This is a genomic window from Streptomyces speibonae (assembly GCF_984686075.1).
This window is the reverse complement of the sequence record NZ_OZ480260.1, coordinates 5,266,499-5,291,372: the sequence shown is the minus strand read 5'-3', so window position 1 is coordinate 5,291,372 and position 24,874 is coordinate 5,266,499. Positions and strand designations below refer to the sequence as shown.

The 24,874-nt window shown below is 72.0% G+C and carries 25 protein-coding genes and 3 tRNA genes; 16 read left to right on the top strand and 12 right to left on the bottom strand.

All coding sequences use genetic code 11. The annotated features are described in order from the left end of the window. Nucleotides 1-65: 65 nt before the first annotated feature. Both AC5L3C_RS23905 and AC5L3C_RS23900 read right to left on the bottom strand, forming a co-directional pair. The gene (locus AC5L3C_RS23905; protein ID WP_493650760.1) at nt 66-470 is read right to left on the bottom strand and encodes a hypothetical protein; all 405 of its coding nucleotides are present in this window, start codon (nt 468-470) and stop codon (nt 66-68) included. A gap of 306 nt (nt 471-776) precedes the next feature. Then, nucleotides 777-1,439 carry a GNAT family N-acetyltransferase gene (locus AC5L3C_RS23900; RefSeq protein ID WP_493650759.1) on the bottom strand — a complete coding sequence of 221 codons (663 nt, stop codon included), beginning with the start codon at nt 1,437-1,439 and terminating at the stop codon, nt 777-779. 178 nt (nt 1,440-1,617) lie between these two features. Here AC5L3C_RS23900 and AC5L3C_RS23895 point away from each other — a divergent pair, with 178 nt between their 5' ends. From AC5L3C_RS23895 to AC5L3C_RS23875, 5 genes are all read left to right on the top strand, one after another. Further along, entirely contained in the window at nt 1,618-2,313 is a 696-nt protein-coding gene (locus AC5L3C_RS23895; protein ID WP_493650758.1) for a response regulator, read from the top strand. A gap of 145 nt (nt 2,314-2,458) precedes the next feature. Beyond that, complete coding sequence (locus tag AC5L3C_RS23890) at nt 2,459-2,761, top strand: hypothetical protein (RefSeq protein WP_493650757.1); 303 nt, start codon at nt 2,459-2,461, stop codon at nt 2,759-2,761. Then, a complete protein-coding gene (locus tag AC5L3C_RS23885) occupies nt 2,758-3,045 on the top strand; it encodes a hypothetical protein (RefSeq protein ID WP_493650756.1) in 288 nt (95 codons plus the stop codon). The genes AC5L3C_RS23890 and AC5L3C_RS23885 overlap by 4 nt, the downstream gene beginning before the upstream one ends. Nucleotides 3,046-3,094: 49 nt before the next feature. Next, nucleotides 3,095-4,906 (top strand): ABC transporter ATP-binding protein, encoded by a 1,812-nt coding sequence (locus AC5L3C_RS23880; protein ID WP_493650755.1) that lies wholly within the window; start codon nt 3,095-3,097, stop codon nt 4,904-4,906. A gap of 111 nt (nt 4,907-5,017) precedes the next feature. Further along, complete coding sequence (locus tag AC5L3C_RS23875) at nt 5,018-6,109, top strand: LLM class flavin-dependent oxidoreductase (RefSeq protein ID WP_493650754.1); 1,092 nt, start codon at nt 5,018-5,020, stop codon at nt 6,107-6,109. Here the strand turns inward: AC5L3C_RS23875 and AC5L3C_RS23870 are convergent. Continuing rightward, nucleotides 6,085-7,932, bottom strand: coding sequence for a putative bifunctional diguanylate cyclase/phosphodiesterase (locus AC5L3C_RS23870; RefSeq protein ID WP_493650753.1), 1,848 nt, complete (start codon nt 7,930-7,932; stop codon nt 6,085-6,087). The genes AC5L3C_RS23875 and AC5L3C_RS23870 overlap by 25 nt on opposite strands. A gap of 452 nt (nt 7,933-8,384) precedes the next feature. Between AC5L3C_RS23870 and AC5L3C_RS23865 the strand changes: the two genes are divergently transcribed. After that, nucleotides 8,385-9,605, top strand: coding sequence for a M6 family metalloprotease domain-containing protein (locus tag AC5L3C_RS23865; protein ID WP_493653992.1), 1,221 nt, complete (start codon nt 8,385-8,387; stop codon nt 9,603-9,605). 69 nt (nt 9,606-9,674) lie between these two features. Here the strand turns inward: AC5L3C_RS23865 and AC5L3C_RS23860 are convergent. The 5 genes from AC5L3C_RS23860 to AC5L3C_RS23840 form a co-directional block, all read right to left on the bottom strand. Further along, nucleotides 9,675-9,748: transfer RNA gene (locus AC5L3C_RS23860), tRNA-Lys, on the bottom strand. After that, nucleotides 9,739-10,344 (bottom strand): bifunctional DNA primase/polymerase, encoded by a 606-nt coding sequence (locus tag AC5L3C_RS23855; protein WP_493650752.1) that lies wholly within the window; start codon nt 10,342-10,344, stop codon nt 9,739-9,741. Before AC5L3C_RS23855 ends, AC5L3C_RS23860 begins: the two co-directional genes overlap by 10 nt. Nucleotides 10,345-10,469: 125 nt before the next feature. Beyond that, nucleotides 10,470-10,835 carry a DUF8844 domain-containing protein gene (locus tag AC5L3C_RS23850; RefSeq protein ID WP_493650751.1) on the bottom strand — a complete coding sequence of 122 codons (366 nt, stop codon included), beginning with the start codon at nt 10,833-10,835 and terminating at the stop codon, nt 10,470-10,472. Nucleotides 10,836-11,083: 248 nt separating this feature from the next. Next, a complete protein-coding gene (locus tag AC5L3C_RS23845) occupies nt 11,084-11,815 on the bottom strand; it encodes a maleate cis-trans isomerase family protein (protein ID WP_493650750.1) in 732 nt (243 codons plus the stop codon). Then, nucleotides 11,812-12,645 (bottom strand): maleate cis-trans isomerase family protein, encoded by an 834-nt coding sequence (locus tag AC5L3C_RS23840; RefSeq protein ID WP_493650749.1) that lies wholly within the window; start codon nt 12,643-12,645, stop codon nt 11,812-11,814. The genes AC5L3C_RS23845 and AC5L3C_RS23840 overlap by 4 nt, the downstream gene beginning before the upstream one ends. A 160-nt stretch (nt 12,646-12,805) precedes the next feature. Between AC5L3C_RS23840 and AC5L3C_RS23835 the strand changes: the two genes are divergently transcribed. Further along, nucleotides 12,806-13,753 carry a D-2-hydroxyacid dehydrogenase gene (locus tag AC5L3C_RS23835; RefSeq protein ID WP_493650748.1) on the top strand — a complete coding sequence of 316 codons (948 nt, stop codon included), beginning with the start codon at nt 12,806-12,808 and terminating at the stop codon, nt 13,751-13,753. 17 nt (nt 13,754-13,770) lie between these two features. Next, entirely contained in the window at nt 13,771-15,162 is a 1,392-nt protein-coding gene (locus tag AC5L3C_RS23830) for an amidase (RefSeq protein ID WP_493650747.1), read from the top strand. On the opposite strand, the gene AC5L3C_RS23825 is transcribed toward AC5L3C_RS23830, so the two are convergent. Further along, complete coding sequence (locus AC5L3C_RS23825; RefSeq protein ID WP_493650746.1) at nt 15,143-15,637, bottom strand: DUF3830 family protein; 495 nt, start codon at nt 15,635-15,637, stop codon at nt 15,143-15,145. The two genes, AC5L3C_RS23830 and AC5L3C_RS23825, sit on opposite strands and share 20 nt — an antisense overlap. A gap of 118 nt (nt 15,638-15,755) precedes the next feature. On the opposite strand from AC5L3C_RS23825, the gene ehuB reads away from it, so the two are divergent. The 6 genes from ehuB (at nt 15,756) to AC5L3C_RS23795 (ending at nt 20,072) form a co-directional block, all read left to right on the top strand. After that, nucleotides 15,756-16,655: an ectoine/hydroxyectoine ABC transporter substrate-binding protein EhuB gene (ehuB, locus tag AC5L3C_RS23820; protein ID WP_493650745.1), complete on the top strand. Its 900-nt coding sequence runs from the start codon at nt 15,756-15,758 to the stop codon at nt 16,653-16,655. Beyond that, a complete protein-coding gene (gene ehuC, locus AC5L3C_RS23815) occupies nt 16,652-17,356 on the top strand; it encodes an ectoine/hydroxyectoine ABC transporter permease subunit EhuC (protein WP_493650744.1) in 705 nt (234 codons plus the stop codon). The genes ehuB and ehuC overlap by 4 nt, the downstream gene beginning before the upstream one ends. Beyond that, on the top strand, nt 17,353-18,003 hold the full coding sequence (gene ehuD / locus AC5L3C_RS23810) for an ectoine/hydroxyectoine ABC transporter permease subunit EhuD (protein WP_493650743.1): 651 nt from the start codon (nt 17,353-17,355) through the stop codon (nt 18,001-18,003). The genes ehuC and ehuD overlap by 4 nt, the downstream gene beginning before the upstream one ends. Next, nucleotides 17,993-18,787 carry an ectoine/hydroxyectoine ABC transporter ATP-binding protein EhuA gene (gene ehuA, locus AC5L3C_RS23805; RefSeq protein WP_411573082.1) on the top strand — a complete coding sequence of 265 codons (795 nt, stop codon included), beginning with the start codon at nt 17,993-17,995 and terminating at the stop codon, nt 18,785-18,787. The genes ehuD and ehuA overlap by 11 nt, the downstream gene beginning before the upstream one ends. 195 nt (nt 18,788-18,982) lie before the next feature. Further along, a complete protein-coding gene (locus AC5L3C_RS23800; protein ID WP_493650742.1) occupies nt 18,983-19,741 on the top strand; it encodes an IclR family transcriptional regulator in 759 nt (252 codons plus the stop codon). A 257-nt stretch (nt 19,742-19,998) separates the two neighbouring features. Then, nucleotides 19,999-20,072, top strand: a tRNA-Lys gene (locus tag AC5L3C_RS23795). A gap of 76 nt (nt 20,073-20,148) precedes the next feature. On the opposite strand, the gene AC5L3C_RS23790 is transcribed toward AC5L3C_RS23795, so the two are convergent. Beyond that, nucleotides 20,149-20,754, bottom strand: a complete 606-nt coding sequence (locus AC5L3C_RS23790) for a lytic polysaccharide monooxygenase auxiliary activity family 9 protein (RefSeq protein WP_493650741.1) — start codon at nt 20,752-20,754, stop codon at nt 20,149-20,151. Nucleotides 20,755-21,009: 255 nt separating this feature from the next. On the opposite strand from AC5L3C_RS23790, the gene AC5L3C_RS23785 reads away from it, so the two are divergent. After that, nucleotides 21,010-22,041: an alpha/beta fold hydrolase gene (locus AC5L3C_RS23785; RefSeq protein ID WP_493650740.1), complete on the top strand. Its 1,032-nt coding sequence runs from the start codon at nt 21,010-21,012 to the stop codon at nt 22,039-22,041. Nucleotides 22,042-22,123: 82 nt separating this feature from the next. On the opposite strand, the gene AC5L3C_RS23780 is transcribed toward AC5L3C_RS23785, so the two are convergent. After that, entirely contained in the window at nt 22,124-23,296 is a 1,173-nt protein-coding gene (locus tag AC5L3C_RS23780) for an SPFH domain-containing protein (protein ID WP_493650739.1), read from the bottom strand. 75 nt (nt 23,297-23,371) lie between these two features. After that, the gene (locus AC5L3C_RS23775) at nt 23,372-23,989 is read right to left on the bottom strand and encodes a peptidoglycan-binding protein (protein WP_493650738.1); all 618 of its coding nucleotides are present in this window, start codon (nt 23,987-23,989) and stop codon (nt 23,372-23,374) included. Between the two features lie 764 nt (nt 23,990-24,753). Here AC5L3C_RS23775 and AC5L3C_RS23770 point away from each other — a divergent pair. After that, nucleotides 24,754-24,827: transfer RNA gene (locus AC5L3C_RS23770), tRNA-Lys, on the top strand. The last annotated feature ends 47 nt before the right edge of the window (nt 24,828-24,874 follow it).

Here is a 24,874-nt window from a genome sequence, read left to right as displayed (position 1 = left end):
CGGGGCGTTTCGATGGAGTTCGTGTACGCAGGGCCGGTCAGCCGGTGCCGTGGGTGGGCGTCGGGTCAGCGGCCGACCGGCCCCTCGACCTCGGGCTTCGGCAGCGGCGTGGGCCAGGTCAGGCTGAGCGTGCGCCCGGCGCGCTGCATGCGTACGAGCGGACTCTCACCGCCGCCGGAGAACTCGAGGTCCATGGCCGACGCCTTTGGCGCGACGGTGCCCTTGTCCGTGGCCGTCAGATCGGTGTCGATCCGGCGCCAGCTTCCGTTCGTCCGTGTCCAGACGGGACGCAGGTACTCACGCGCCTGCAACTGGCCTTCCGGGGTGGCGAAGACCTCGCTCGACTCCCGGCGCAACGACGCGATCTCCACCAACTCGCCGGTCTTCTTGGCCTTGGCCAGCGCTTCCGCCTCCGTCAGCACAGAGGTGTCCTCGTCGGCTGCCCCGGCCGCCTTCCTGGGCGGCGACACCTGGACACCGGCTGCGGCCTCACCGGTGAGCGCCGGGAGCCGATCCCACGGCTAACACCAGGCCCAGCAGGACGCCAAGCGTCCTGACACCGCCTCGCTTTCGGGTCCACATTCCCGTCACACCCCACCCACAGTGTCCACACAGTCGCCATCCGCAAGTAATCGCCTGATGGCACGTCAGGTCAACGGGGAGTAAACGGGTAATGACGGCACAAGATCCACTTAGCGCGCGTGATCATTGTTACGTTTGGTGATGATGATGCGACGCTTGTTCCCACTTTGAGTGGGTGTGCGCACCAGCCCGACTCACGACTGGCATGCGTCGGCGATTCCTTGGGGCAATGGTGAGGGGAACAAGCCTTCGGCGAGTGTCAACGTGGTCGGCTGAGATGGGCTGGCCGGGTCGTTGGCGAAGCGTTCCAGGATGTCGGCTACGCGGGTCTGCGACGTGTCGGGGAGATGGAGGACGTGCGCCGTCGCGAAGCCTGAACCGTCGCGGCGGAGATGGCCCTTGAGCTCGTCGGGGCCGATGCGTACGACCTGATCCTGCGTTACGAAGCCCAGACGCTGGACGAGCAGGTCCAGCCCTTCAGTGTTTTCCCGGTGCACATACGCCATGACCGGCTTGGGGTCCGCGCGGGTCACCTGGGCGATCGCCACGGCACTGAGCACCTTGGCAATGCCCTGGCCGCGCAGGGCCGGCTCGAGGTACAGGCCGCCGAACTCCCAGCGCGCGACGTCGTCGAGTTCCTTGCCGTCCGGCTTCACGTAGCAGAAACCTGCTATCTGTCCGTCGGCTTCGACGACGAACGCCTGACGGTGCTTGGTGATCTCTTCGAACGAGTTCCGTGGGAGGGGCAGGATGAAGTCGCCCAGGTGTGCGCGGTGAAAGGTGAAGGCCGCGTCCTGGTTCAACTCGGTTACCAGGTCGATGACAAGGTTCTTCGGGGTGGGCGTCTTCGCTTCCATGGCCGCGGGCTTCCTCCGACTTGGGTGGATGTGTTCGAGCATGCCAGACGGCGTTGCCGAGCAGCGCAGATGCCGTTGCGTATGCTGACCCGTTGGAGCGGACGGCTCACGAGGCTGGACCACCTCGCGGGCGTCCGGCGTGGGAAGAGACGATCGGTGGCCACCGGGGGGAGTCACGATGATCCGTGTGCTGATCGTGGACGACGAACTCCTGCTGCGCAGCTGTATGCAGCAGATCCTGGAGTCCGATCCTGACATCACCGTCCCCTCCACCTGCGACGGCGCCCAGGCCGTCCGTGCCGTCGCACAGCACCGGCCCGATGTGATGCTCCTCGAGCTGAAGATGCCGGATGTGGACGGCCTGTCCGTACTGCGACGGCTGCCGGGGCGCGGGTCGGACGGGCACCGGCCCGCGACCGCGATGCTGACGACGTTCTCGGAGGACGAGGACGTGCTCGACGCCCTCGAAGCGGGCGCGGACGGTTTCCTGCTCAAGGACTCCGCGCCGGAGCAGCTGATCCACTCCGTCAAGGTGCTGGCCGACGGCGGCACCGTCCTCGCGCCCGCCGTCGCCCGGTCGGTGATCGGCGGCTTCCTGGACGGCGCGGCGCGGAGCAGGCCCGGGGCAGCGGCGGCGGGCGGCGTGGCGGACGGTCCCGGGGCCGCGCTGCTCACCGACCGGGAGCGGGAGGTGCTCGGGCGGCTGGCGGAGGGCCTGCCGAACGCGGACATCGCCCGGGAACTGTGCGTCAGCACGCACACCGTCCGGGACCACGTCAGCATGATCCTGGCGAAACTGGGGGTCGACAACCGGGTGCAGGCGGCCGTCATGGCCTGGCGGCTCGGGCTGGCACCGGTTCCCCGGCGCGGCTGATGCCCCGGGGGGATCGGGTGCCTGCGGAACAGGCGTCGCCGGCGGTTGCGGAGGCCTCGGCTGATGAAGTGCCCCGTCGCTCGGGAGGTTCGAGCGGTTCGCCACCCCCGTCCTCCTCGGCGCCTCCCTCGTCGAGGTCCTCGCGGTGTGGGGCGACTCCTCGGGCTACGAGCGGTTTCTCTACGTGGCCTCCGTCCTGACTCTTCTCGTGCGGCGCCGCCGGCCGGTGGCGGTGCTGCTGGCGACGCTGCCGGTGGCCACCACCGGATATCTGCTGTTCCCGCCGATGGCCGCGATGTACCAGGTGGCGCGCGACATACGCGACGGCCGGTTGGTCGGCGGCTGTGCGGTCCTGCTGTGGGGCGCGGCCCTGCTGGCCTGGCGGCCGTCGGAGTTCGAGTGGTGGACGTACGAGCTGGGGCTGGTCGGTGCCCCCTGGGGCCGGTGACCCTGGCCGCGGTGTCCGCCGCGCTGCTGTGCTCCGCCCTCGCCGAAGCGGGCTCCCTCCTCGTGGAGTCGGCGGTGACGGGGGACGCCCCGGTGGTCCTGGCGACGTCGCCCGCCCGGTGGACGGACGTTCCCGCGCTCGGGTTCCTCAGCTTGAGCAACGCGGTGCTCTACGCCGTACTGACCGTCTCCCTGCTCCGTGACGGCAGGTGGGGCGCCGCGAGAACCGTCGCGCCGGTACTGACGATCGCCGCCCTCGCGGCGGGCACCTCCGCGCTCGGCTGACGCGGACCACACCCACGAACCACAGGCACCGACAAGGGGAGGGCACCCGGTGAAGACACACACGGAGCAGGGCCAGGAGGCGGACGCGGCGGAGGTCGCCAAGGTCCCCCTGCGTCAGCTGCTCGCCCACGCCAGGCCGCAGGCGCCGGCCCTGGTCACGGCCTCGCTGCTGAGCTGTGTGGCGGCCGTGGTGGCGCTGGTGCAGCCGCTGGTCGTGAAGAAGGTGTTCACCGATCTGTCGGACTCCCGGCCGGTGACCGCCACGGTGCTGGTGATCGTCGGGCTGTTCCTGGCGGAGGCGCTGCTGGGCTCGGTGCAGAGCTATCTGCTCGGCCGGATCGGCGAGGGCGTCGTGATGAACCTGCGCACGACGCTGGTCGGGCGGCTGCTGCGGTGGCCGGCCGCCACCTACGCGCGGCACCGCTCCGGTGACCTCATCTCCCGGGTGAGCGCGGACACCACCGCGGTGCGCGGGGCGCTGGCCTCCAGCCTGACCGAGACGCTCGCCGGTGTGCTGACCTTCACCGGGTCGCTCGTGCTCATGCTGGTGCTCGATCCGCTGATGCTCGGGCTGACACTGGGCTGTCTGCTGGTGTCGTTCCTCGCGGTGTTCGCCGTCTCCCTGCGGATCATGGCGGCCACCGTGGAGGCCCAGCGCAGTGTGGGCCGGATCGGGGCCGGGCTGGAACGGGTGCTGCGGGCGATCCGCACGGTCAAGCTCAGCGGCGCCGAGGACCGCGAGGAGAAGGCCCTGGTCGCCGACGTACGGGCCGCCCACCGGGCCGGGATGCGGCAGGCGAAGCTGGAGGCGCTGGTCCACCCGGTGACGGCGGTCTCCGTGCAGGGCGCGCTGATGCTCGTGCTCGGCATCGGCGGGGCCAGGGTCGCGGACGGCACCATGGCGCTGGGCGAGCTGATCGCCTTCCTGCTCTACCTGCTCTACCTCGCCGTGCCGATGGCCACGCTGTTCTCCTCCGTCACCGACCTCCAGGCGGGGCGCGCGGCCCTGTCCCGGGTCCAGGAACTCCTCGACGAGCCCCTGGAACGGACCAACGAGGCGACAGCGCCCGCGGCCACCGGGACCACCTCGTCCGCCGCCCCCGCGATGGCCCTCGACGGCGTGACCTTCGCCTACCCCGGCCGCGAGGGGCACCCCGCGCTGCGCGACCTGTCCTTCACCGTCCCCGAGTTCTCCCGCACCGCGCTGGTCGGCCCGTCCGGGGCAGGGAAGTCCACCGTGCTCTCCCTCATCAGCCGGATGTACGACGCGGACCGGGGTGCGGTGCGCCTCCTCGGCCGGGACGTGGCGGACATGCCGCTGAAGGAGGTGCGCGACCTCATCGGGCAGGTCGAGCAGGAGTCCCCGGTGCTGGCGGGCACGCTGCGGTCGAACCTGGTGTACGCCCGGCCGGACGCCACCGACGCGGAGATCGCGGACGTACTGGAGCGCACGAACCTCACGGCGTTCGCCGAGTCGCTCCCGGACGGTCTGGACACCGAGGTGGGCGACGGCGGCATCCTCGTCTCCGGCGGCCAGCGCCAGCGGATCCCCATCGCCCGCATGCTGCTGAAGCGCCCCCGCATCCTTCTCCTGGACGAGGTCACCTCGCAGATGGACGCGGAGAACGAGCGGCTGCTGAACGCCACGCTCAAGGAGGCCGCGGCCACCTGCACGGTGCTGGTGGTGGCGCACCGGCTGTCCACGATCCGGGACGCCGACCAGATCCTGGTCCTGGACGGCGGCCGCGTCACCGCGAGCGGCACCCACGCCCGGCTGATGGGCGAGGGCGGGCTCTACGCCCACCTGGCCCGTACGCAGCTGCTGCCGGCCGCGCGGGAGGAGGACGCCCGCACGAGCTGACCCGCCCCCGCGAGCCCGCGAGCCCGCGAGCCCGCCAAGGGAATACCCGCAGGCCGTCTCCCGTTGTGCCACCGAAGCGGAGCGTCACACAGCACCAGGAGGCACCTCACCGTGGCCACAGACGAGATACGGGGCACCGCCCACGGCAGCGCACCCGTTCCCCTCTCCGTACTGGATCTCGTGACCGTCGGTGCGGGCCGGACCGCGAGCGACGCCCTGCGCACCAGCGTGGAGCTGGCCCGTCTCGCCGAGTCCCGCGGTTTCCACCGCCACTGGGTCGCCGAGCACCACTCCATGCCGGGCGTGGCCTCCTCCTCGCCCGCGGTGATCCTGGCGCACCTGGCCGCGCACACCGAGCGCATCCGGCTGGGCTCCGGCGGGGTGATGCTGCCCAACCACGCGCCGCTGGTGATCGCGGAGCAGTTCGGCACGCTGGAGGCCCTGGCGCCGGGGCGGATCGACCTGGGGCTGGGGCGCGCGCCCGGCACCGACGGCGCCACGGCGGCGGCCCTGCGCCGCACCGAGCGGCTGAACGAGGGCGCCGACGACTTCCCGCAGCAGCTGGCCGAGCTCACCCGCTTCCTGGACGACGACTTCCCCGACGGGCATCCCTACCGCCGGATCCACGCCGTGCCCGGCCCGGTGCAGGCGACCTCGCCCGGCGGCGTGCAGTCGCCGCACCGTCCGCCCGTCTGGCTGCTCGGCTCCTCCGGTTTCAGCGCCCGGCTGGCCGGCATGCTCGGCCTGCCCTTCGCCTTCGCCCACCACTTCTCGGCGCAGAACACCATCCCGGCGCTCGATTTGTACCGGGAGACCTTCCGCCCCAGCGAGGTCCTCGACGCGCCGTACGCGCTCATCGGCGTCTCCGCGCTCGCGACGGACGACGAGAAGGAGGCCCGCCGCCAGGTGCTCGCCGCGGCGCTGAACATGGTGCGGCTGCGCACCGGCCGCCCGGGCCTGGTGCCCACGCCGGAGGAGGCGGAGGCGTACGACTTCAGCCCGATGGAGCGGGAGTTCATCGACTCCTGGAACGCCAACGTCGTCCACGGCACCGCCGACGAGGTCCGCGCCGGACTGGACGAGTTGCACAAGCGCACCGGCGCCGACGAGCTGATGATCACCGCCAACGCCCACAGCGGCGACGTACGCCTGCGCTCCTACGAACTCATCGCGGACGTCTACGGCTTGCCCACGCCCGCCTGAACCCCCGGGGTTCCCAGCAGTTCGGAGATGCGGTCGGGGGAGACCGGGCGGGAGTACAGCCAGCCCTGGCCGGTGTCGCAGCCGATGCGGCGCAGGCGGGTGGCCTGGGCGGAGGTTTCCACGCACTCGGCGGTGACGGTCAGGCCGAGGCGGTGGGCGAGCTGGACCATCGCCTCGACGATGACCTCGTCCGCGGGGCTCGCCTTGGCGGCGCGGTCCTCGAGCTGGAAGCCGCGGACGAAGGAGCCGTCGAGTTTGAGCACGGACACCGGGAGGCGGCTGAGGTAGGCGAGGTTCGAGTAGCCGGTGCCGAAGTCGTCGATGGCGATGCGTACGCCCATGTCGCTGAGGGCCTTGAGCGCCTGGATGGGGCGGCCGGAGGAGCCCATCACGGCCGACTCGGTCAGCTCCAGCTGGAGCAGTTCCGCGGACAGGCCGGTCTCCTCGAGGGTGGCGGCGACGTCCGCGACCAGGTCGGAGTCCCAGACCTGGCGGACCGCGACGTTCACGCTGACGAAGATCGGCGGACCGTCGGGGTGCTGCACCTGCCAGTCGCGCGCCTGCCGGCAGGCGGTGCGCAGCACCCAGCGGCCGAGCGGCACGATGGAGCCGTCCTCCTCGGCGAGGGAGATGAACCGATTCGGCGTGAGCGTGCCGAACCGCGGGTGGTGCCAGCGGATCAGCGCCTCGACGCCGTGCACGCGGTCGTCCTCCATGCCCACCAGCGGCTGGTACTCCAGTGCGAACTCCCCCCGGTCGATGGCCGGGCGGAGTGTGGAGGCGAGGGCCTGGCGGGTGACACGGTGGGCGTTGCGCTCGGGGTCGAACAGCGTCCAGCGGGACTTGCCGTCGGCCTTCGCCCAGTAGAGCGTCGTGTCGGCGGCCTGCATCAGCGCGGTGGGCGTGGTGCCGGCCGCGTGCCGCTCGACCACGCCGATCGAGGCGGAGACCGAGAGCCTGCGGCCGGAGAGGTCGAAGGGCGCCTGGATCGCGTCGAGCAGTGACTCGGCGAGGTCGGCCAGCTGTTCGGTGCCGGTGGAGTCCTCGACGAGGAGGGCGAACTCGTCCCCGCCGAGCCGGGCGACCAGCGGGGTGCCGGTCCTGGCGGCGTTCTCGGCGCACTGCCTGAGCCGTTCCGCGACGGCGGCGAGGAGCTGGTCGCCGACGCGGTGGCCGAGGGTGTCGTTGACGGCCTTGAACCCGTCCAGGTCGAGGTAGCACAGGCCGATGCGGCCGGTGCCGCTCTCCTCGTACGACTCCGCGTCCAGGGCGGCGGTCAGCCGTTCGAAGAACAGGGTGCGGTTGGGCAGCCGGGTCACCGGGTCGTGCATGCGCAGGTGCCGCAGGCGCTCCTGCAGTTCGCGGTGGTCGGTGATGTCGGCGACCGACAGCAGCACTCCCCCGTCCTCGGCGGGCAGCGGGGCGACGGTGACCCGCACCCACAGCACATGGCCCTCGGGGTGCTTCAGCCGGCGTGTGCAGCGCAGCCGGGCGCGCCGTCCGTGGAGCATCTCCCGGTAGGCGTGCCAGGTGCGGGCGTCGGAGGCCAGGTCCACCAGGTCGGCGGCGGCGACCCCGGTCAGGGTGTCCTGGTCGCGGCCCAGCAGCGCGGCGAGGGCGGCGTTGGCTCCGGTCACCGTGCCCTCGCGGTCGACCACGGCCATGGCGAGCGGCGCGGCCGTGAAGACGGAGCGGTAGGACGGGGGCGACGGGGAGTACAGCACAGGTGGTTCGGTACCGGCAGACGTGATGATCTCACTCTCCGTGACGGTCGGCCGGTCGAGTTCCGTCGCGGGCGCCGGCCCTTCGGACGTTCCGCTCACCACTCGCTCCCGCAGTGCACTCGATCGCTGTCCGCCGCTGTCCGTGCGAGAAAGTCTCTCAGTACCAGGAAAGTGTGCCGATCATAGAGGCCCGCGGCGGGGCCTTCCAGCCACTGTCCGGCCTCCAGGACGGTCGCGCATCCCCGCCCGATCGTTTCTGCCCGCGTGTGGACGGCTTATGCGGGCCTCCGACCAGTTGTGACGTTCCGTGAGTGGACGGGGTGTCGACTCCGTCCGGCCCCGCGCGGCTTTCCTCCGTTCTCACCCGTCCGGTGCAGTTGAACAGGGCGTAGTACTACAAATCACCACAGTCTGGGGTGCGGTGTCCCGCGAACCGTCTCCAGGAGGTCCTCGTGCCGCGTCAGCTCACCCCGAGGGGACTCGGCCGTGAGGCACTGCGGGACCGGTTGAGCCGATCGGGTGTACGGCCGCGGATGCGCAGCACGGCGGCGATGTGCGCCACCATGTCGGCGCTCGCGGCGACCTCGCTGGTGAGCGTCCCCTCCGTCGCCGAGCCGTTCTCCGCGGCGCCGTGCGCCCTCCCGCGCACCGACACCCACCACTCCGAGGGCGTGGACACCTGGAACGCCGCCTACCCCCGCCCCGCCCGCCGGCTGGAGGCGGTGATGGTGTTCCTGTCCTTCCCCGACTCCCGCCCCCTGGTCACGCCCGCCGAGCTCGCCGCCGACCACTTCCCGGCGACCAGCCGCTTCTTCCAGCGGGCCTCCTACGGCAAGTTCACCCTGCGGGCGCACCCGCTGCGGCGGTGGATCCGCATGCCGCGCCCCTCCACGGCGTACGCCATAGAGCGGGACTGGACCGTCGCCCACCGCGCGGCCTATCTGCGCGACGCGCTCTCCGTGGCCGACCGGCACGTCGACTTCTCGCGCTACGACGTCGTGTACTTCGTCGCCGACCCGTACGCGCCGGGCGTGGACTCCGACGCCACCAAGGTCGTCAATCTCGACCGGCCACTGCGCGCCGACGGCACCGACATCCGCCGGGTCGTCACCGTGTTCGAGAACCATCCCCCGGACCGGCTCGTCCTGGCCCACGAGACGGGGCACGTCTTCGACCTGCCCGACCTCTACCACCGGCCCGTGGACGGCAAGGGCGACTGGGACACGCACGTCGGCGACTGGGACCTGATGGGCAGCCAGTTCGCCCTCGCGCCGGATCTCTTCGGCTGGCACAAGTGGAAGCTGGGCTGGCTGGAGCCCCGGCAGGTGCGGTGCGTGCGGGAGGCGGGGCAGGTGCGGCTGACGCTGGAGCCGCTGGGGGCGGGGCCGGGGACGCCGGTGACCGGGGCGGCGGGGGCGCCGTCCTTCGGTCTGGGGCGGGGCACCAAGCTCGCGGTGGTGCGCACCGGTCCCGACAGCGCGCTCGCCTTCGAGGCGCGCGGGCCGGTCGGCAACGACGCGGCGGCCTGCCGGCAGGGCGTGCTGGTCTACCGGGTGAGCAGCGACACCCGCTCCGGGCGCGGGCCCATCGAGGTGATCGACGCCCATCCGCGCACCGGGGCCTGCTGGGAGGACTCCGTCTATCCGCCGCTCGCCGACGCGCCGGTCGCCCTGGGCGAGAGCTTCACGGTGCCCGGGGAGGGCGTACGGGTCGAGGTGGAGGGGCGTACGGCGTCGGGGGCCTGGACGGTGAAGATCACGACGGGGGCGTGAGACACGACAGGGGCGTGAGAGGGGACATGAAGAAGGCCCCCGCCGAAGCGAAGGGCCTTGTTCATGTCGTGCGCCGCCAGGGACTCGAACCCCGGACCCGCTGATTAAGAGTCAGCTGCTCTAACCAACTGAGCTAGCGGCGCCTGCTGACGTCGTAGACATTAGCATCACGATCCGCGGGAGGAAAAATCGATATCCGCACGGCCTCGCGGGCCGCCCGGACCGCCGCCCAGAGCAGCACCTCCGGGCCCGGCAGCCAGGGACGACGGGTGTCCGGGGCGACCAGCCAGCGGACGGCGGGCGGGTACGCGCCGGCCCGCCCCCAGGCGTCCGCGGGGATGGCCGCCGGGACGGTCACCGCGTCGCCGGGGCCATGGCACAGCAGCGGCGGGACCCCGTCCGTGCGCGCGCCGCGGGCGCCCCACTCCTCCCACTCCATGAGCGCCGGGAGCCGCTGGGCGGTGCCCGGCGCGGCGAAGAGCAGCATCCGGCCGCGGAACTCCGCGACCGGGCCCGAGCCGGGACCCTCCTGCCACATCCGGTCCAGCATCCGGCGCCCGAAGAGCGCGGGGGCGCTCACCACGTCGAAGACCACCCCGCACGGCAGCACCACCGGGGCGTCCGGCGCCTCCTCCCAGTGCGCGAGCGTGCTGCGCGGATACGTTCCTGCCGAGGCGAGCCAGGCGGCGCCGTCCGGGGTGACACCGCGGGCGTCGGAGGCATTCCGTGTGCTGCTCATGACGGACAGGTCTACCCGCCGTGAGGGAACGGTTCCGCAGAGTTGTCCGAATCGATGACACCGAGGCGGCCGAGCGAGTATCGTGCCCGCCCGGCATATGCCCCACGTGTTCGAGGGGCTTGGGCTCACACGGGGTCGACGTGCCCCGGACCTTCCCCGCCCCGCATCAGGCCCCGGCCGAACTCGACCATCTTCTTGGCGTAGTCCTCGGTCCACTCGGCGCGCTCCGCGATGTCCGCGGGCGTCAGCCGGTCGAAGCGCCGGGGGTCGGCGAGCTGGGCCGCCGCCATCGCCTGGAACTCCATCGCCCGGTCCGCGGCGGCACGGAACGCGAGCGTCAGCTCGGTCGCCCGCTCCAGCAGCGCGCGCGGATCCTCCATCGACTCCAGGTCGAAGAAGTGCTCGGGATCCGCGGCCGCCTCCGCGGGCTCGAACAGCAGGGGCGCGGGGCGTAGCCGCGGCTGGTCCCGACGCGGCGTGTGCTCCGCCATGACGTCTCCTTCACGTACGTCTCGGTCGGCCCCCCGGAAAGCGGGCCACCGTCCATTGTCCCGCGCCCACGCAAGAGGGCCTCCGGCCGACTTCTCCGGCCGGAGGCCCTGCGCGCGTCGGTGCCGTCCGGTGACTACCCAGGCGGCGGGGCGTACAAGGACGGCAACCGGGGCACGGCGCGGGCGCGCGGCATCGCCGTACGCCCGGATGCGCCCTTTCTCACATCCGCCGCCTCATCCGTGCCTCCTCACGCCTGCACGATCGGTTCCCGGGTGAACAGCGCGCCCAGCTCCGGTGCGTTCACCCGGCGGTCCGTCAGGCGCAGGCACTCCCAGGCGCTGACCTGGTTGGCGGTGAGGACGGGCTTGCCCAGCTCCTTCTCCAGGGCGGGGATGTGGGCGACGGTGTGCAGGGCGGTGTCGGGCAGGAGCAGGGCTTCCGCGTCGGGGGTGTCGGCCGCGCGGGCCAGGGCGAACAGCTCCTTCTCGCCCCAGGTGCCGACCTCCGCGGCGGTGATGATCCCGGAGCTGCGCACGCCGGTGACCTCGGCCCCGCCGGCCCGCAGGAACGCGGCGAAGAGATCCGCGATGTCGTCCGGGTACGTGGCGCCGACCGCGACCCGGCGCGCCTCGATCTCGCGGAGCGCGTTGACGAAGGCGAAGGACGTGGAGGAGGCGGGCATCCCGGCCGCGAGGGCGAGGCCCCGCACCTGCTCGTGGGCTCCTTCCCAGCCGCGTACGAAGCTGCCGCTGGTGCAGGCCCACACCACCGCCTCGGCGCCCGAGAGGCGCAGCTGCTCCAGGCCGTCCGCCAGCTGCTCGGGCGCGCCCATCCGCATCAGCGCGTCGACCCGGTGGGCGTCCTCGCCGATGTCGGTGTGCACCAGGTCCACCCGGATGTCGCTGCCCAGCAACTGCTCGATACGCGGAAAGTCGTCCTCTGCGGAGTGGCCCGGGTAGAGGAATCCCAGTGCGGTCATGTCCAGCCTTCCTGCTGCTTCTCTTCCGGCACGTCGGGCAGTACGGAGCGGGGCGTCTGGCCCGGCAGAACGGTCCCGGAGCGCGCGGACGCGTCGATCAGCGCCTGATACGGTCCCACCGCTCGGGTACCCAGCCGGCGCAGCGCCGCCCACATGGTCACCTGGTTGGCCGAGATCACCGGGATGCGCAGTTCCGCCTCCAGTTGGGGGATGACGTCGTAGGTCGGCAGGTTGGTGCAGGACAGGAAGAGCGCGTCCGCCGCGCCGAGCCGCCCGCGGACCGCCGCCCGCCGGGCCATGTCCACCACCTCGCGGTAGGTGACCTTCCAGATGTGCCGGGTCAGACCCATGTACGCGCAGCCGGTGACCGTGACGCCCGCCGCGGCGACGTAGCTCTCCAACGCCCGGGTGACCGACACGGTGTAGGGCGTGACGAGCGCGACCCGGCGCACGTCGAGCTCCACCAGCGCCTCGAGCAGCGCGCCGGAGGTGGTGATCGCCGGGACCGAGCCGGACCGGCTCATCGCCTCGCACATCGCGCGCTCGCCGACGATCCCGCCGACGAAGCTGCCCGAGGTGCAGGCGTACGCCACGACCTCGGGCGTGACCGCGGTGAGGGTGCGCACCGCGTCGCCGAGGGTCTCGTGCTCGCTGACCAGCCGGGCCAGGTCGAGGCTCACCTCGACCGGCACGTACGGCGTGCGGGTGAGATGGAGCGACACGTCGTCCGGTATCCACCGCCACAGCTCGCGGTCCAGCGCGAAGTCGAAGGGGGCGACCACACCGACACCGCGCTGCGGGCCAGGGCCGCCGAGAAAGGAGACGTCCATGTCAGCACCGGCCTCACGCTGGGAGACGAGCACACAACGGATCGCGAGAACGCCCGTGTTGACGACGGTAGGGGCGGGGTGCGAGCGTGGTCAATCCGCGCATGTCAGACTCTTGCCAATCGGTACAGAAGACCGGGCCTGACCGGAGAGACGACGGCACATGACCACCCCCACGCTGCTCGTGCTGGACGCCGAACCGCCCCCTCGTCTCGGCAGGCTGGCCGGCCGGGTCAGGGTCGAGCACGCGGACGAATCGACGCTCGCCGAGCGGCTGCCGTCCGCCGATGTGCTGCTGGTGTGGGACTTCACCTCGCACGCGGTGCGCCGGGCGTGGCCCGGCGAGGGTCCCCGGCCCCGCTGGGTGCACACGGCGAGCGCGGGCGTGGACCATCTGCTCTGTCCGGAACTGATCGCCTCGGACACCGTCGTCACCAACGCGCGCGGGGTCTTCGACCGGCCGATCGCCGAGTACGTCGCGGCCCTCGTGCTGGCCTTCGCCAAGGACCTGCCGCGGACGCTGGACTTCCAGCGGGAGCGGGCCTGGCGGCACCGCGAGACGCGCGGGCTCGCCGGGACCCGGGCCTGTGTGGTCGGCTCCGGGCCGATCGGGAAGGCGATCGCCGGCACCCTGGAGGCGCTCGGGGTGACGACGGCGCTGGTGGGGCGCTCCCCGCGGGAGGGCGTCCACGGGACGGACGACCTGGACCGGCTGCTGGCCCGCGCGGACTGGGTGATCGCCGCGGCGCCGCTGACCGAGGGGACGCGGGGCATGTTCGACGCCCGCCGGTTCGCCCTGATGCAGCCGTCCGCGCACTTCGTCAACATCGGCCGGGGGCAGCTGGTCGTGGAGGAGGCGCTGGCCGGAGCGCTGCGCGACCGGTCGATCGCCGGTGCCGCGCTGGACGTGTTCGAGACCGAGCCGCTTCCCCCGGACAGCCCGCTGTGGGACCTGCCGGGGCTGATCGTGTCGCCGCACATGAGCGGGGACACCATCGGCTGGCGGGACGAACTCGGGGAGCAGTTCGTAGAGTTGTTCGAGCGGTGGGCGGCGGGTGAGCCGCTGGTGAACGTCGTCGACAAGCAGCGCGGGTATGTACCCGGTCACTGACGTCTTCAGGAGGCTGGATGTCCGAGCTCACCGAGCTGACCGCCGTACGGCTCCTCGAGGGGTACCGCAGCGGCACGATCGATCCCGTGGAGGTGACCCGCGCGGCACTGGAGCGGGCCGAGCGGATCCAGCCGGAGCTGAACGCGTTCGTCCGGCTGCTCGCCGAGGACGCGCTGAAACAGGCCGCGGCGTCGCGGGAGCGGTGGCGGCGCGGCGAGCCGTGCGGGCTGCTCGACGGGGTGCCGGTCACGGTGAAGGACATCCTGCTGCTGCGCGGGGTGCCGACCCTGAAGGGCTCGCGCACCATCGGCCCGGACGGCCCGTGGGACGAGGACGCGCCGTCGGTGGCCCGGCTGCGGGAGCACGGCGCGGTGTTCCTGGGCAAGACCACCACCCCCGAGTTCGGCTGGAAGGGGGTGACGGACTCCCCGCTGAACGGCGTCACGCGCAACCCGCACGATCCGTCCCGCACGGCGGGCGGCTCCAGCGGGGGCGCGGCGGCGGCCGTGGCGCGGGGCGCGGGACCGCTGGCCCTGGGCACGGACGGCGGGGGGAGCGTGCGGATCCCGGCGGCGTTCTGCGGGATCTTCGCGCTGAAGCCGACGTACGGCAGGGTGCCGCTGTATCCGGCGAGCGCGTTCGGCACGCTGGCACACGTCGGTCCGATGACCCGGGACGCGGCGGACGCGGCGCTGATGCTGGACGCGATCGGTGCTCCGGACTCGCGTGACTGGTCGGCGCTCGCACCGGCGTCCGGGTCCTTCACGGACGGCCTCGCGGGCGGGGTGCGCGGGCTGCGGGTGGCGTACTCGCCGTCGCTGGGCGGGCAGGTGCGGGTGGATCCGCAGGTCGCGGCGGGGGTGCGGCGGGCGGTGGAGCGGCTGGCCGGGCTCGGCGCGTACGTCGAGGAGACCGACCCGGACCTCACCGACCCGGTGGAGGCCTTCCACACCCTGTGGTTCGCCGGCGCCGCGCGGGTGGTCCAGCATCTGCCCCGGGAGCACCGGGCGCTGCTCGACCCCGGGCTGCGGGAGATCTGCGGGGCCGGTGCCCGGTACTCGGCGCTGGACTACCTGGCGGCGGTGGACGTGCGGATGGACCTGGGCCGCCGGATGGGCGCCTTCCACGACACCTACGACCTGCTGGTCACCCCGACCCTGCCCCTCACCGCGTTCGAGGCGGGGGTGGAGGTGCCCCGGGGTTCCGGCTACCGCCGGTGGACGGGCTGGACCCCGTTCACCTACCCGTTCAACATGACCCAGCAGCCCGCGGCGTCCGTGCCCGTCGGCACCGACGCCGACGGGCTGCCCATCGGACTTCAGCTGGTGGCCGCCCGGCACCGGGACGATCTGGTGCTGCGGGCGGCGCACACGCTGTACGAGGCGGGCGTCACGCCCGCCGGAAGCTGAGCGTCTCCCCGGCAGCGCCCGTGCGCCACAGGTCGTTGCACGCCTCGGCCAGGGCGTCCAGGCCGTCCACGACCTGGCCCCAGACGATGCCGGGGACCCAGCCGACGTCCCCGTTCAGCAGCAGGTTGTTGCGCTCGTAGAACAGGGCCAGGTCCACGACGGTGGTGCCGGGGCGGACCTCGCGGTCGTAGCCGTAGGCCTGGGTGCCCAACTCGGCACCCGCGAAGGAGAAGTAGCACAAATCACCTGGAATGGGGGTGACCGTGGGGTTCTCCAGGGGCGGCTCTGCCTCCGCGAACGGCGGGAACAGGGCGTAGATCTCGTTGCGTGCGTACTTGGCGTGGTAGACGTCGCCGGACAGCGGGAGGGATTTCCAGACGGCTTCGCAGGTGATCGGCGCCCGGTCGTCGAGCAGCCGGGCCGTGCCGGTGACTCCTCGTTTGACCAGGGAGATTTCGAGGTATCGGTCTGCCATGTCCCTCATGGTCCCGCGTGGGTCAAGACCGCCCGACCGCCGAACGGGGCTGGAATTGGCCGGAATAACTCGCATCGCATCGGGTAGCCGCGCCGCCATGGCTTCACCACCAGACAGAATGCCGCCCGCAGTCGGGCGTGATCGTATATCCGGGCCCTCCCGCCGGTCGCTGCTCGCGGGGGTCGCGGCGCTCGGCGCGCTCGCGGCGACGGGGTGCTCCCGCGTGGCCACCGCCTCGGACACCGAAGGGGGTGAGCTGCTGGAGCGGCTGCGCGCGCAGGGCGTCGCGCGGCTCGGCATCGCCGGCGAGATCCCCTTCGGCTACATCGACAAGAACGGCGAGCTGACCGGCGAGGCGCCGGAGCTGGCGAAGGTCATCTTCAAGCGGCTGGGTGTGGACCGGGTCCAGCCGGTGCCCACCGAGTTCGGCTCGCTGATCCCCGGCCTGAACAGCCAGCAGTTCGACATCGTGGCCGCGGGGATGTACATCAACCCCGAGCGGTGCGAGCAGGTCATCTTCTCGGACCCCGACTACCAGATGCTCGACTCGTTCATCGTGCGCAAGGGCAACCCGCTGGGCCTGCGCGACTACGCGGACGTCGTCGAGAAGAAGGCCAAGTTCGCGACCGGCACCGGCTACGCGGAGATCGCGTACGCCGAGGAGGCCGGTTACGACCGGGGCGACATCCTGATCGTGCCGGACCAGGTGGCCGGGCTGAACGCCGTCGAGACCGGGCGCGCCGACGTCTTCGCCGGTACGGCGCTGACCACCCGGGAAGTGGTGAAGAAGTCCACCAAGGCCGAGGTCACCGAGCCGTTCAAGCCGATCGTCGGCGGCGAGCCGCACGTGGACGGCGGCGCCTTCGCCTTCCGGCCGAGCGAGAGCAATCTGCGTGACGCCTTCAACCGGGAACTGCACAAGCTCAAGGACAGCGGCGAGCTGCTCCGGATTCTCAAGCCCTTCGGGTTCACCGAGAACGAGATGACGGACATGACCGCGAAGGAGCTCTGCGGATGACTTCCGGACTCTGGGAACTGGTCCTCCAAGGCATCTGGACCACCGTCCAGCTGCTCGTCTTCAGCGCCCTGCTGGGCGCCGCGGTCGCGTTCGTCGTCGGCGTGGCCCGCACCCACCAGTCACGCGTGGTCCGCTTCCTCGCGGCCCTGTACACGACGGTGTTCCGCGGGACCTCCGCGCTGATCATGATCTTCTGGATCTACTTCGTGCTGCCGCTGAGCTTCGGCTGGCAGCTGGTGCCGATGTGGGCGGGCACGCTCGCCCTCGGCCTCACCTACGGGGCGTACGGCGCGGAGATCGTGCGCGGCGCGATCGCGGCCGTCGATCCGGCCCAGCGCGAGGGCGGCATCGCCCTCAGCTTCACCCCGTGGCAGCGAATGCGGCTGATCCTGCTGCCGCAGGCGGTGCCGGAGATGATCCCGCCGTTCTCCAACCTGCTGATCGAGCTGCTCAAGGGCACCGCGCTGGTGTCCCTCATGGGCATGGGCGACCTGGCGTTCAGCGGCAACCTGGTGCGCCTGGCGCTGCAGGAGAGCGCGGAGATCTACACGTACATCCTGTTGATCTACTTCGTGATCGCCTTCGTGCTCACCCGGGGCATGCGGGGGCTCGAGAAGAAGCTGAAGGCGGGCGTCGGCAAGGAACCCCGGGCCGGAGCCGTGCGAGAGCCCGAGGTCACGGGTGTGGGAGGTGTCTCGTGAAGTGGGACTGGGGCGCGGTGGCCGACTTCATGCCGCACTTCTGGGACGGACTGCTGGTCACCCTGCAGATCCTGGCCCTCGGCTCGGTGATCTCCTTCGTGCTGGGCCTGGTGTGGGCGCTGCTGATGCGGGTGCCCTCGCGCTGGGTCACCTGGCCCGTCGGCACGATCACCGAGTTCGTCCGGAACACACCGCTGCTGGTGCAGCTGTTCTTCCTGTTCTACGTGATGCCCGAGTGGGGACTGACGATGTCCGCCCTCACCACCGGCGTGCTCGGTATCGGCCTGCACTACTCGACGTACACCATGCAGGTGTACCGGGCGGGTATCGAGGCCGTTCCGGTGGGGCAGTGGGAGGCCGCCACGGCGCTCAACCTGCCTGTGCGCCGGACCTGGAGCGCGGTGATCCTGCCGCAGGCGATCCGCCGTGTGGTCCCGGCCCTCGGCAACTACGTCATCGCCATGCTCAAGGACACCCCGATCCTGATGGCGATCACGGTGCTGGAGATGCTCGGCGAGGCGCAGCTCTTCGCCCGCGAGACCTTCCAGTTCACCGAGCCCCTGACGGTGATCGGCGTGGCCTTCATCGTCATTTCCTACCTGGCCTCCCTTGCCTTGCGAGCCCTGGAGCGACGCCTTGTCCACTGACACTCCCGAGACCCTGCCCAACCCCGAGAAGAAGACCACGGCCGGCGGCGCGGAGCTGATCCGGCTGGAACAGGTCACCAAGCGGTTCGGCAGCAACACCGTCCTCGACCACCTCGACTTCTCGGTGGACGCCGGGAAGCACGTCACGCTGATCGGGCCGTCCGGATCGGGCAAGACGACGATCCTGCGGCTGCTGATGACCCTGCTCAAGCCCGACGAGGGCACGATCACGGTCGACGGGCAGAAGCTGTTCCCGGCCTCCGACAAGGAGGTCAGGGAGGTCCGCAAAAAGATCGGCATGGTCTTCCAGCAGTTCAACCTGTTCCCGAACATGACGGTGCTGCGGAACATCACCGAGGCGCCGGTCACCGTCCTCGGCATGTCCAAGGACGAGGCGGTGGAGCGGGCCAAGGGGCTGCTGGACATGGTGGGCCTGGCCGACAAGTGCGACGCGCACCCGGCCCAGCTCTCCGGCGGCCAGCAGCAGCGTGTGGCGATCGCCCGCGCGCTGGCGATGCAGCCCAAGGTGCTGCTCCTCGACGAGGTGACCTCGGCCCTCGACCCGGAGCTGGTCGCGGGCGTCCTGGACCTGCTGCGGGACATCGCCCGCAGCACGGACATCACCATGCTCTGCGTGACCCACGAGATGAACTTCGCCCGGGACATCTCGGACACGGTGCTGATGTTCGACTCCGGCCGGGTCATCGAGAGCGGCTCGCCGGAGAAGATCTTCAGCGAGCCGGAGCACGACCGCACCCGGGAATTCCTGAGCGCGGTTCTCTGAGCACGGCCGGTGCCCGGGCGAACGCCCGAGGTCCACGCCTTGTGGCATCCCCCTGGCATATGCCAGGGGGTCGGCGCCGCAGTTGAGAGGGCCGCAATCTTGTCAACACCCGCTTCCGCCAGGCCGTTTGACGGCTATCGTGGAGGGGATTCGCTGACCGGATTGCGGCCCCAAGAGCGAGCGCAGGGGGAAACCGTGGCGCTGAGGCACGAGCCGACCGCGTCGTACCACTCGGTCCAGGACGCGCTGCGCGTCCTGGAGACGGTGGCGCGGCACACCACAGGAGTCACCGACATCGAACTCGCCCGCGAGAGCGGCCTCGGCACGGAGCGGCTGACCACCCTCCTGCGGATGCTGCGCCGCGAGGCCTACGTCGAGCAGATCGCCGACGGCGCGTATGTCACCGGAGCGGCCTTCACCCGCCTCGGTTCCGCCGAGGGACGCGACCATGCGCTGCGCGACAAGCTCCAGCACACCCTGGACCGGCTGCGCGACTCCGTGGGCGCCGCCGTCTATCTCAGCCGGTACGTGGACGGCGAGGTCAAGGTCACCCAGTACGCCGACAGCCCGGCCGCCCCGAGGGTCAACGAGTGGGTGGACTTCCGCTTCTCGGCGCATGCCACGGCGGTGGGCAAGAGCCTGCTCACCCAGCTCGACCACGACGGCCGGCGCGACCACCTGGCCCGGCACAAGATGGCCCGGCTCACCTCGCGCACCATCACCAGCGACCGGCTGCTGCTGTCCCGGCTGGCGTCGCAGCCACCCACGGTGCCGGTCCTGGACCTCCAGGAGTACGCGGTCGGCACGGTCTGCGCGGCCGTTCCGATCACGGCCGGATCCTCGGTGGGCTGTCTGGCGCTGTCCCTCCCCGTCCGGCACGCGCACCGGCTGCGCCAGGCCGCGGACACCCTGAACCGCAACGCGGCCCCGGTGCTGCTCTCGCTGACGATCTAGTGCCGCGGCAGGCAACGTTTGCCCGTCAAGGAGCGGCGTCCGGTGCGTGCTCTCGGCGTGCCGGCCGGAAGTCCTCGTACTGGACGTACTTGGGCTTTCGGCCGGTGCGGCGAGAGTGCGTGCCGGGCGTCGCGGGGCGAACGTTGCCTGTCGGGGCACTAGGGCCGGTCCTGGTCCGCGGAGGCGGTCGGAACCACCCCCGCGGACCAGGTAGTATTGTCATGTCGCCGCCCGCGCAAGCGGACGGCGGGAGTCATGCGCCGCTAGCTCAGTTGGTTAGAGCAGCTGACTCTTAATCAGCGGGTCCGGGGTTCGAGTCCCTGGCGGCGCACCCTGAAGGGCCTCTCGTGGGAGCGAGAGGCCCTTTGACGTGCCCGGAAACCTCCGTGGCCGTCAGGACGACGACGTCAGAACGTGACGTCGGAGCAGGCGTAGAACGCGTTGCCCGTGTCATGCACGGTCCACACCGCGAGGATCACGTGGTGGCCGCTGAGCCCGGACGGCAGCCGGCCGCTGTGCGAGAGGGTCTGCGGCGGCCGCTGGCCGTGGTAGGGCACGGTCAGGAACGGCGTGAGGTTGAGGTCGGACCGGGTCAGGGCGTGGTTCTGGTTCCAGCCCTGCCTGGTGACGTAGTACGTGAAGTCGGTCGTGGCGTGCATGGCCGTGAACTGCCACCGGAAGGTGTAGTTCTGGCCGCCCTGGACGCGGGTGGTGGGCCAGGCCCCGCCCGACGGGGTCCGCGGGCTGTCGAGCTGGCCGAACCGGGCGTGGCCGGCCGAGCAGATCCGGCCGTCGGCGGGGCCGGAGGCGGGGAAGCCCTTCGGGCCCTCGACGCTCTGCGGCTCCCACTGGATGTCGCCGCAGTTGGTCACGGTGCGGTTCTGGCAGAGCTTCTGCCTGCTGATGGGGAGATCGGTGTAGCCGTGGCCGCTGGCACCACCGGAGGAGAGCACGAGAGCTCCGGTCGTGGCCAGTCCCACCGCGGCTGCGTACAGCTTGGTCCGTGTGCGCATGCTGCCGCTCCTGGTGAAGTGGGGGGAGTTGCAGTGAGCCGTTGCAGGTAGGTCTAGACCAAGTTTCAAAGTATCGACGCGGATTCCACATGTCCATACCAATCGCACGCGCCGTTTCCCGCCCTTTTCCGGCGTGCGGCCCGGTCCGGCAAGCGGCGGTACCCCCGATCTTGTTGCGGTAACAGCAACCTTGCGTGCCATTTCCGGGGCTCTTTCACAGACTGGGCATCCACCCACGTAAGGAACGCGATGCACATGTTCACGCTCCCCCGTCCACGACCACGCGCGCGCCGCGCCCCGCTGCGCACGGCGGCGGCCCTCCTGTTCACCCTCCTGCTCACGGCCGGCACCGCGGCCTGTTCCACGCCGCCGCCGGACGACCCGCCCGCGCACAGCGCCGTCACCCGGGACGACCCCGAGTTCGAGGAAACCTTCCGGCACGAGTTCGACGACGTCGACGGCGTCCGGATGCACTACGTCACCGGAGGCAGCGGCTCACCGGTCGTGCTGATCCACGGCTGGCCGCAGACCTGGTACGGCTGGTGGCCGGTGATGCCGGAACTCGCCGAGCACCACACCGTCTACGCCGTCGACCTCCCCGGCCTGGGCGACAGCACCGGCACCCCCGACGGCTACGACAAGGCCACCCTGGCGCGGTACGTGCACACGCTGATCGCCGACCGGCTCGGCGTGCGCGACGCGCGCGTCATCGGGCACGACTGGGGCGCCGCGGTCGCGTTCCAGTACGCCGCGCAGTTCCCCGACGACACCGAACGGCTCGGCTACCTCGACCTCCCCCTGCCCGGACCCGCGATCGACGCGGCCACCTGGCGCTCCCTGAGCTGGCACATCGCCTTCCACGCCCAGCGACGGGTGCCCGAGGCGGTGGTGGACGACGACGTCCGCACCTACCTGGAGCTGTTCTACCCCCAGGTCTCCTACGGCGGCTCGTCCTACGGCGGCACGTCCGACCGGTCCCCGTTCACCGACGCCGACATCGACGAGTACACCCGCACCTACAGCCGCCCCCAGGCACTCGCCGGCGGCTTCTCGCTCTACCGCACCCTCGACAAGGACGTCCGCGACACCAAGGCGGCCAAGCCGGTGCGCGTCCCGGCCCTCGTCATGGCCGCCGAGGGACAACTCGACGCCATACGGGCCACGGTGGCCCCGCGCTTGACCGACATCGTCCAGACGGCGGAGGTCCCCCGCGCGGGCCACTGGCTCATGGAGGAGAACCCCCGCTTCGTCACCGCCCAGCTCCTGAAGTTCCTCGGCGACGACTGACCCGGCCCGGGGGGCGTCGCCCCCGGGGACGGACCACGGCGAGGGCGGAGGCACCCTCCGGACCTCCGCCCCCGCCGTCCGTTCACGTCCCCGTCTCCGCCCGCCCCGCGCAGAACGCCACCGTCAGGTCCTTCACCAGCACCTTGCGTTCGCAGTCGTCCAGGTCCACCAGGCCGCGCATGGTGAGCCGGGTGACGGTGTCCTCCACCGAATCCACCACCGAGCTCAGCACGTTCGCCCGGTGCTGGGCGTCCAGCGCGGCGATCCGGCGCCGGTGCATGGCGGAGGCCACCTCGGGCGCGTACTCCACCCGCACCGGCCGCACCGCGCACACCTCCACCCCCACCGGCGCGGCGTCCGCCGCCACCAGCCGGGTCAGCGAGTCCTCCGTCGCCTGCGTCGCGCCCCGTCCCGCGCCGGGCGTGGCGACCGGCACCCGCAGCAGCGCCGCCTCGACGCAGGCGCGCAGATACGCCTCGTGGTCCTCGACACCGAGCGTGGCCCGCGCGGTGTCCCGCACCCGCCACGCCACCAGCACGGTCACCCGCAGCGGCACCCCGCCCCGGTCGGCCGCCTGCATCGGCTCCCCGCGCCAGTGCCGCAGCCGCACGTCGACCCGGCGGCGCAGCAGCAGCGGGTTGACCCACAGCAGCCCGGTGCGCCGCACGGTCCCCCGGTAGCGGCCGAACAGGTCCAGCACCCAGGCCCGTCCGGTCCGCCCGCGGGCCAGCCCGCCGAACCCGAACAGTGCGAGGGCCCCGGCCGTCGCGTACGCCGCCCAGTGGGCGGGCCCCGGTCCTGCCGCGCCGGCGCGGGCGGTGAGGCCGAGCGCCTCCGCCGCGAGCGGCGGCAGCATTCCCGCCCACCACGCGGTGGCCACGCACCCGGCCACCCCGCACAGCCCGGCGAGCACTCCCGCGGCGCCCGGCAGCACCTGGGCGGGCCGCTCCGCCAGTTCGGGGTCGACCCGGGGAACGGCGGAGCCCGGCCGCTCCCCCTTCTCCCGCACCGCGCCGGGCCGACGGGCGACCACCGCGGGCCGCAGCCGTACCGGCGCGGGTCCCGGGGCGTCGCGGAAGAGCAGATGGACGGGGATCTCGGTGGTGGACTCGCTGTGGATGAGCCGCACCGGGCGCGCGGCCGCCGCGCCGTCCGACGGCTCCTCGCACCGGGGGCCACGCACGGCTGCGCGGCCGTCCGCCGGTTCCCCGGGGTCGGGGGCGTGCTCGGGGATGTGGGACGTCGTCGTGGTCATGCGTGCCTCCAGCCTCCGCGCCAGATGCGTCACCTCGGGGGACCCGGACGCCGGGGAGGCGGCGCCCGGGGTGGGTCATGAGAAGAGCCGCCGCCAGGTCTCCGGGCCCGGACACCCGTCCGCCGCACCGCCGCGCCGGCTCCGGGCACGCGGGAAGGCCGCCGCATCGCGTTGGTCCTCCTCACCCCGGAGCGGGCCCGGTCCGGAGCCGTGGCGGCGGCCGAACCCCTTGCGCACGGAGTGCCGGCCCAGCCGGGTGACGTGGGCGTTCCCGGAGCGGGGACGGAACGACGCCCAGCCTGCCCGGCCCGGACGGCCCGGCACCCCGTGCGACGCGACGGCCTGCGTGCCCTCGCCCGGACCGGAAGCGGAAGCTCCGCCAGGGAGGTGCCGGCCCCCGCCGGAGACCAGCAGCTCCCAGATCGACGGCGGCCCGTCCGTCACCGCGCCCCGCCACCCCCGCGCCTCCTGGAACGCCCGGGTCGCCCCGCGGTCCGCGTCCGTCCGGCGCGGGCCGGGCGGGGAGCCGCAGAAGCGCCCGGCACCGCGCCGGACGAGCGTGCGGCCGAGTTCCCTGACGTACGCGTTGTGGGCGCCGGGGCCGAAATACGCCGCTCCGGGAAATGGCGTACGGGTGGGCGGGACCAGCGGTGTGTTCCCCGCGGCTCCCGCTCCCGAACAGCGGTACGGCACGGAGCGCGCGGAGTCCGTGCCGTCACCGGAAAGGGCGACAGGCGATCCGTCATATGGGCCGGAGAAAGGGGGGAACAGCGGCGTGCCCCCGGGCCGGAGTTCGTTCTCTTCGCTTTTGTGAGCGAATTCCCCGAGGCTTCTCGTCGCGTTTTCGGACGGCACCCAGGTCATCGGCACCTGATCCGAACAGTTCCGCCGATATCCGTCGGCCCCGAACGCGGGCGCGCCCCGGGGGACTCTCCGCGCGACCCACCGGCGGGCCCGGGCCACGAGGTCCGCGCGGCCGGTCGCGGACGCCCGCGCGGGAGAGCCGGGCGGAAGGACCCGGCCGTCCGGACCGTGCGTCGGAACCTGCGGCGCCTGCGGGATCACACGGCTCTCACCTGCACAAACACCCGTATCAGTGGCCTGCCGGGCGGGGGCGGCCACGGCGGGAACGGTCCGGTGCGCCGCCGGATGCCCGAGGGAACGGCCCGCCGGGGCATGCGGCAGAACCCGTCGCCAGTGCGCACAGCCGGGGCAGCCGCGGTCGCCCCCCGGACCGAATTCCCCGAACGCCGCCGACCCCATGCGATTCCCCTCACACGTCCGCCCGATTCCTCCGCACCTGTGCGCCACGGCCAGTTTCGCAACGGTCCTCCGGGCCCGCATGTTGACGGTCCGAATGATGTAAGGCCCGGGGGTCACGACCGGCCGGCGGTGAGCGGCGGGCGGCCGGTGGTCGGGGCACCCTGCGGGGTCCTGTAGAGTGACGCCGTCAGCGCGCGCCGCTAGCTCAGTTGGTTAGAGCAGCTGACTCTTAATCAGCGGGTCCGGGGTTCGAGTCCCTGGCGGCGCACCGACGGAACGGGCTCCTCGCGCACACGAGGGGCCCGTTGCCTTTGG

Bases quoted from the DNA above. Each gene is read 5' to 3' on its own strand.
- AC5L3C_RS23900 (WP_493650759.1), bottom strand. From the start codon at position 1,439: ATGGAAGCGAAGACGCCCACCCCGAAGAACCTTGTCATCGACCTGGTA.
- AC5L3C_RS23895 (WP_493650758.1), top strand. From the start codon at position 1,618: ATGATCCGTGTGCTGATCGTGGACGACGAACTCCTGCTGCGCAGCTGT.
- AC5L3C_RS23865 (WP_493653992.1), top strand. From the start codon at position 8,385: ATGTGCGCCACCATGTCGGCGCTCGCGGCGACCTCGCTGGTGAGCGTC.
- AC5L3C_RS23855 (WP_493650752.1), bottom strand. From the start codon at position 10,344: ATGAGCAGCACACGGAATGCCTCCGACGCCCGCGGTGTCACCCCGGAC.
- AC5L3C_RS23850 (WP_493650751.1), bottom strand. From the start codon at position 10,835: ATGGCGGAGCACACGCCGCGTCGGGACCAGCCGCGGCTACGCCCCGCG.
- AC5L3C_RS23845 (WP_493650750.1), bottom strand. From the start codon at position 11,815: ATGACCGCACTGGGATTCCTCTACCCGGGCCACTCCGCAGAGGACGAC.
- AC5L3C_RS23840 (WP_493650749.1), bottom strand. From the start codon at position 12,645: ATGGACGTCTCCTTTCTCGGCGGCCCTGGCCCGCAGCGCGGTGTCGGT.
- AC5L3C_RS23835 (WP_493650748.1), top strand. From the start codon at position 12,806: ATGACCACCCCCACGCTGCTCGTGCTGGACGCCGAACCGCCCCCTCGT.
- AC5L3C_RS23830 (WP_493650747.1), top strand. From the start codon at position 13,771: ATGTCCGAGCTCACCGAGCTGACCGCCGTACGGCTCCTCGAGGGGTAC.
- AC5L3C_RS23825 (WP_493650746.1), bottom strand. From the start codon at position 15,637: ATGGCAGACCGATACCTCGAAATCTCCCTGGTCAAACGAGGAGTCACC.
- ehuB (WP_493650745.1), top strand. From the start codon at position 15,756: ATGCCGCCCGCAGTCGGGCGTGATCGTATATCCGGGCCCTCCCGCCGG.
- ehuC (WP_493650744.1), top strand. From the start codon at position 16,652: ATGACTTCCGGACTCTGGGAACTGGTCCTCCAAGGCATCTGGACCACC.
- AC5L3C_RS23790 (WP_493650741.1), bottom strand. From the start codon at position 20,754: ATGCGCACACGGACCAAGCTGTACGCAGCCGCGGTGGGACTGGCCACG.
- AC5L3C_RS23785 (WP_493650740.1), top strand. From the start codon at position 21,010: ATGTTCACGCTCCCCCGTCCACGACCACGCGCGCGCCGCGCCCCGCTG.
- AC5L3C_RS23780 (WP_493650739.1), bottom strand. From the start codon at position 23,296: ATGACCACGACGACGTCCCACATCCCCGAGCACGCCCCCGACCCCGGG.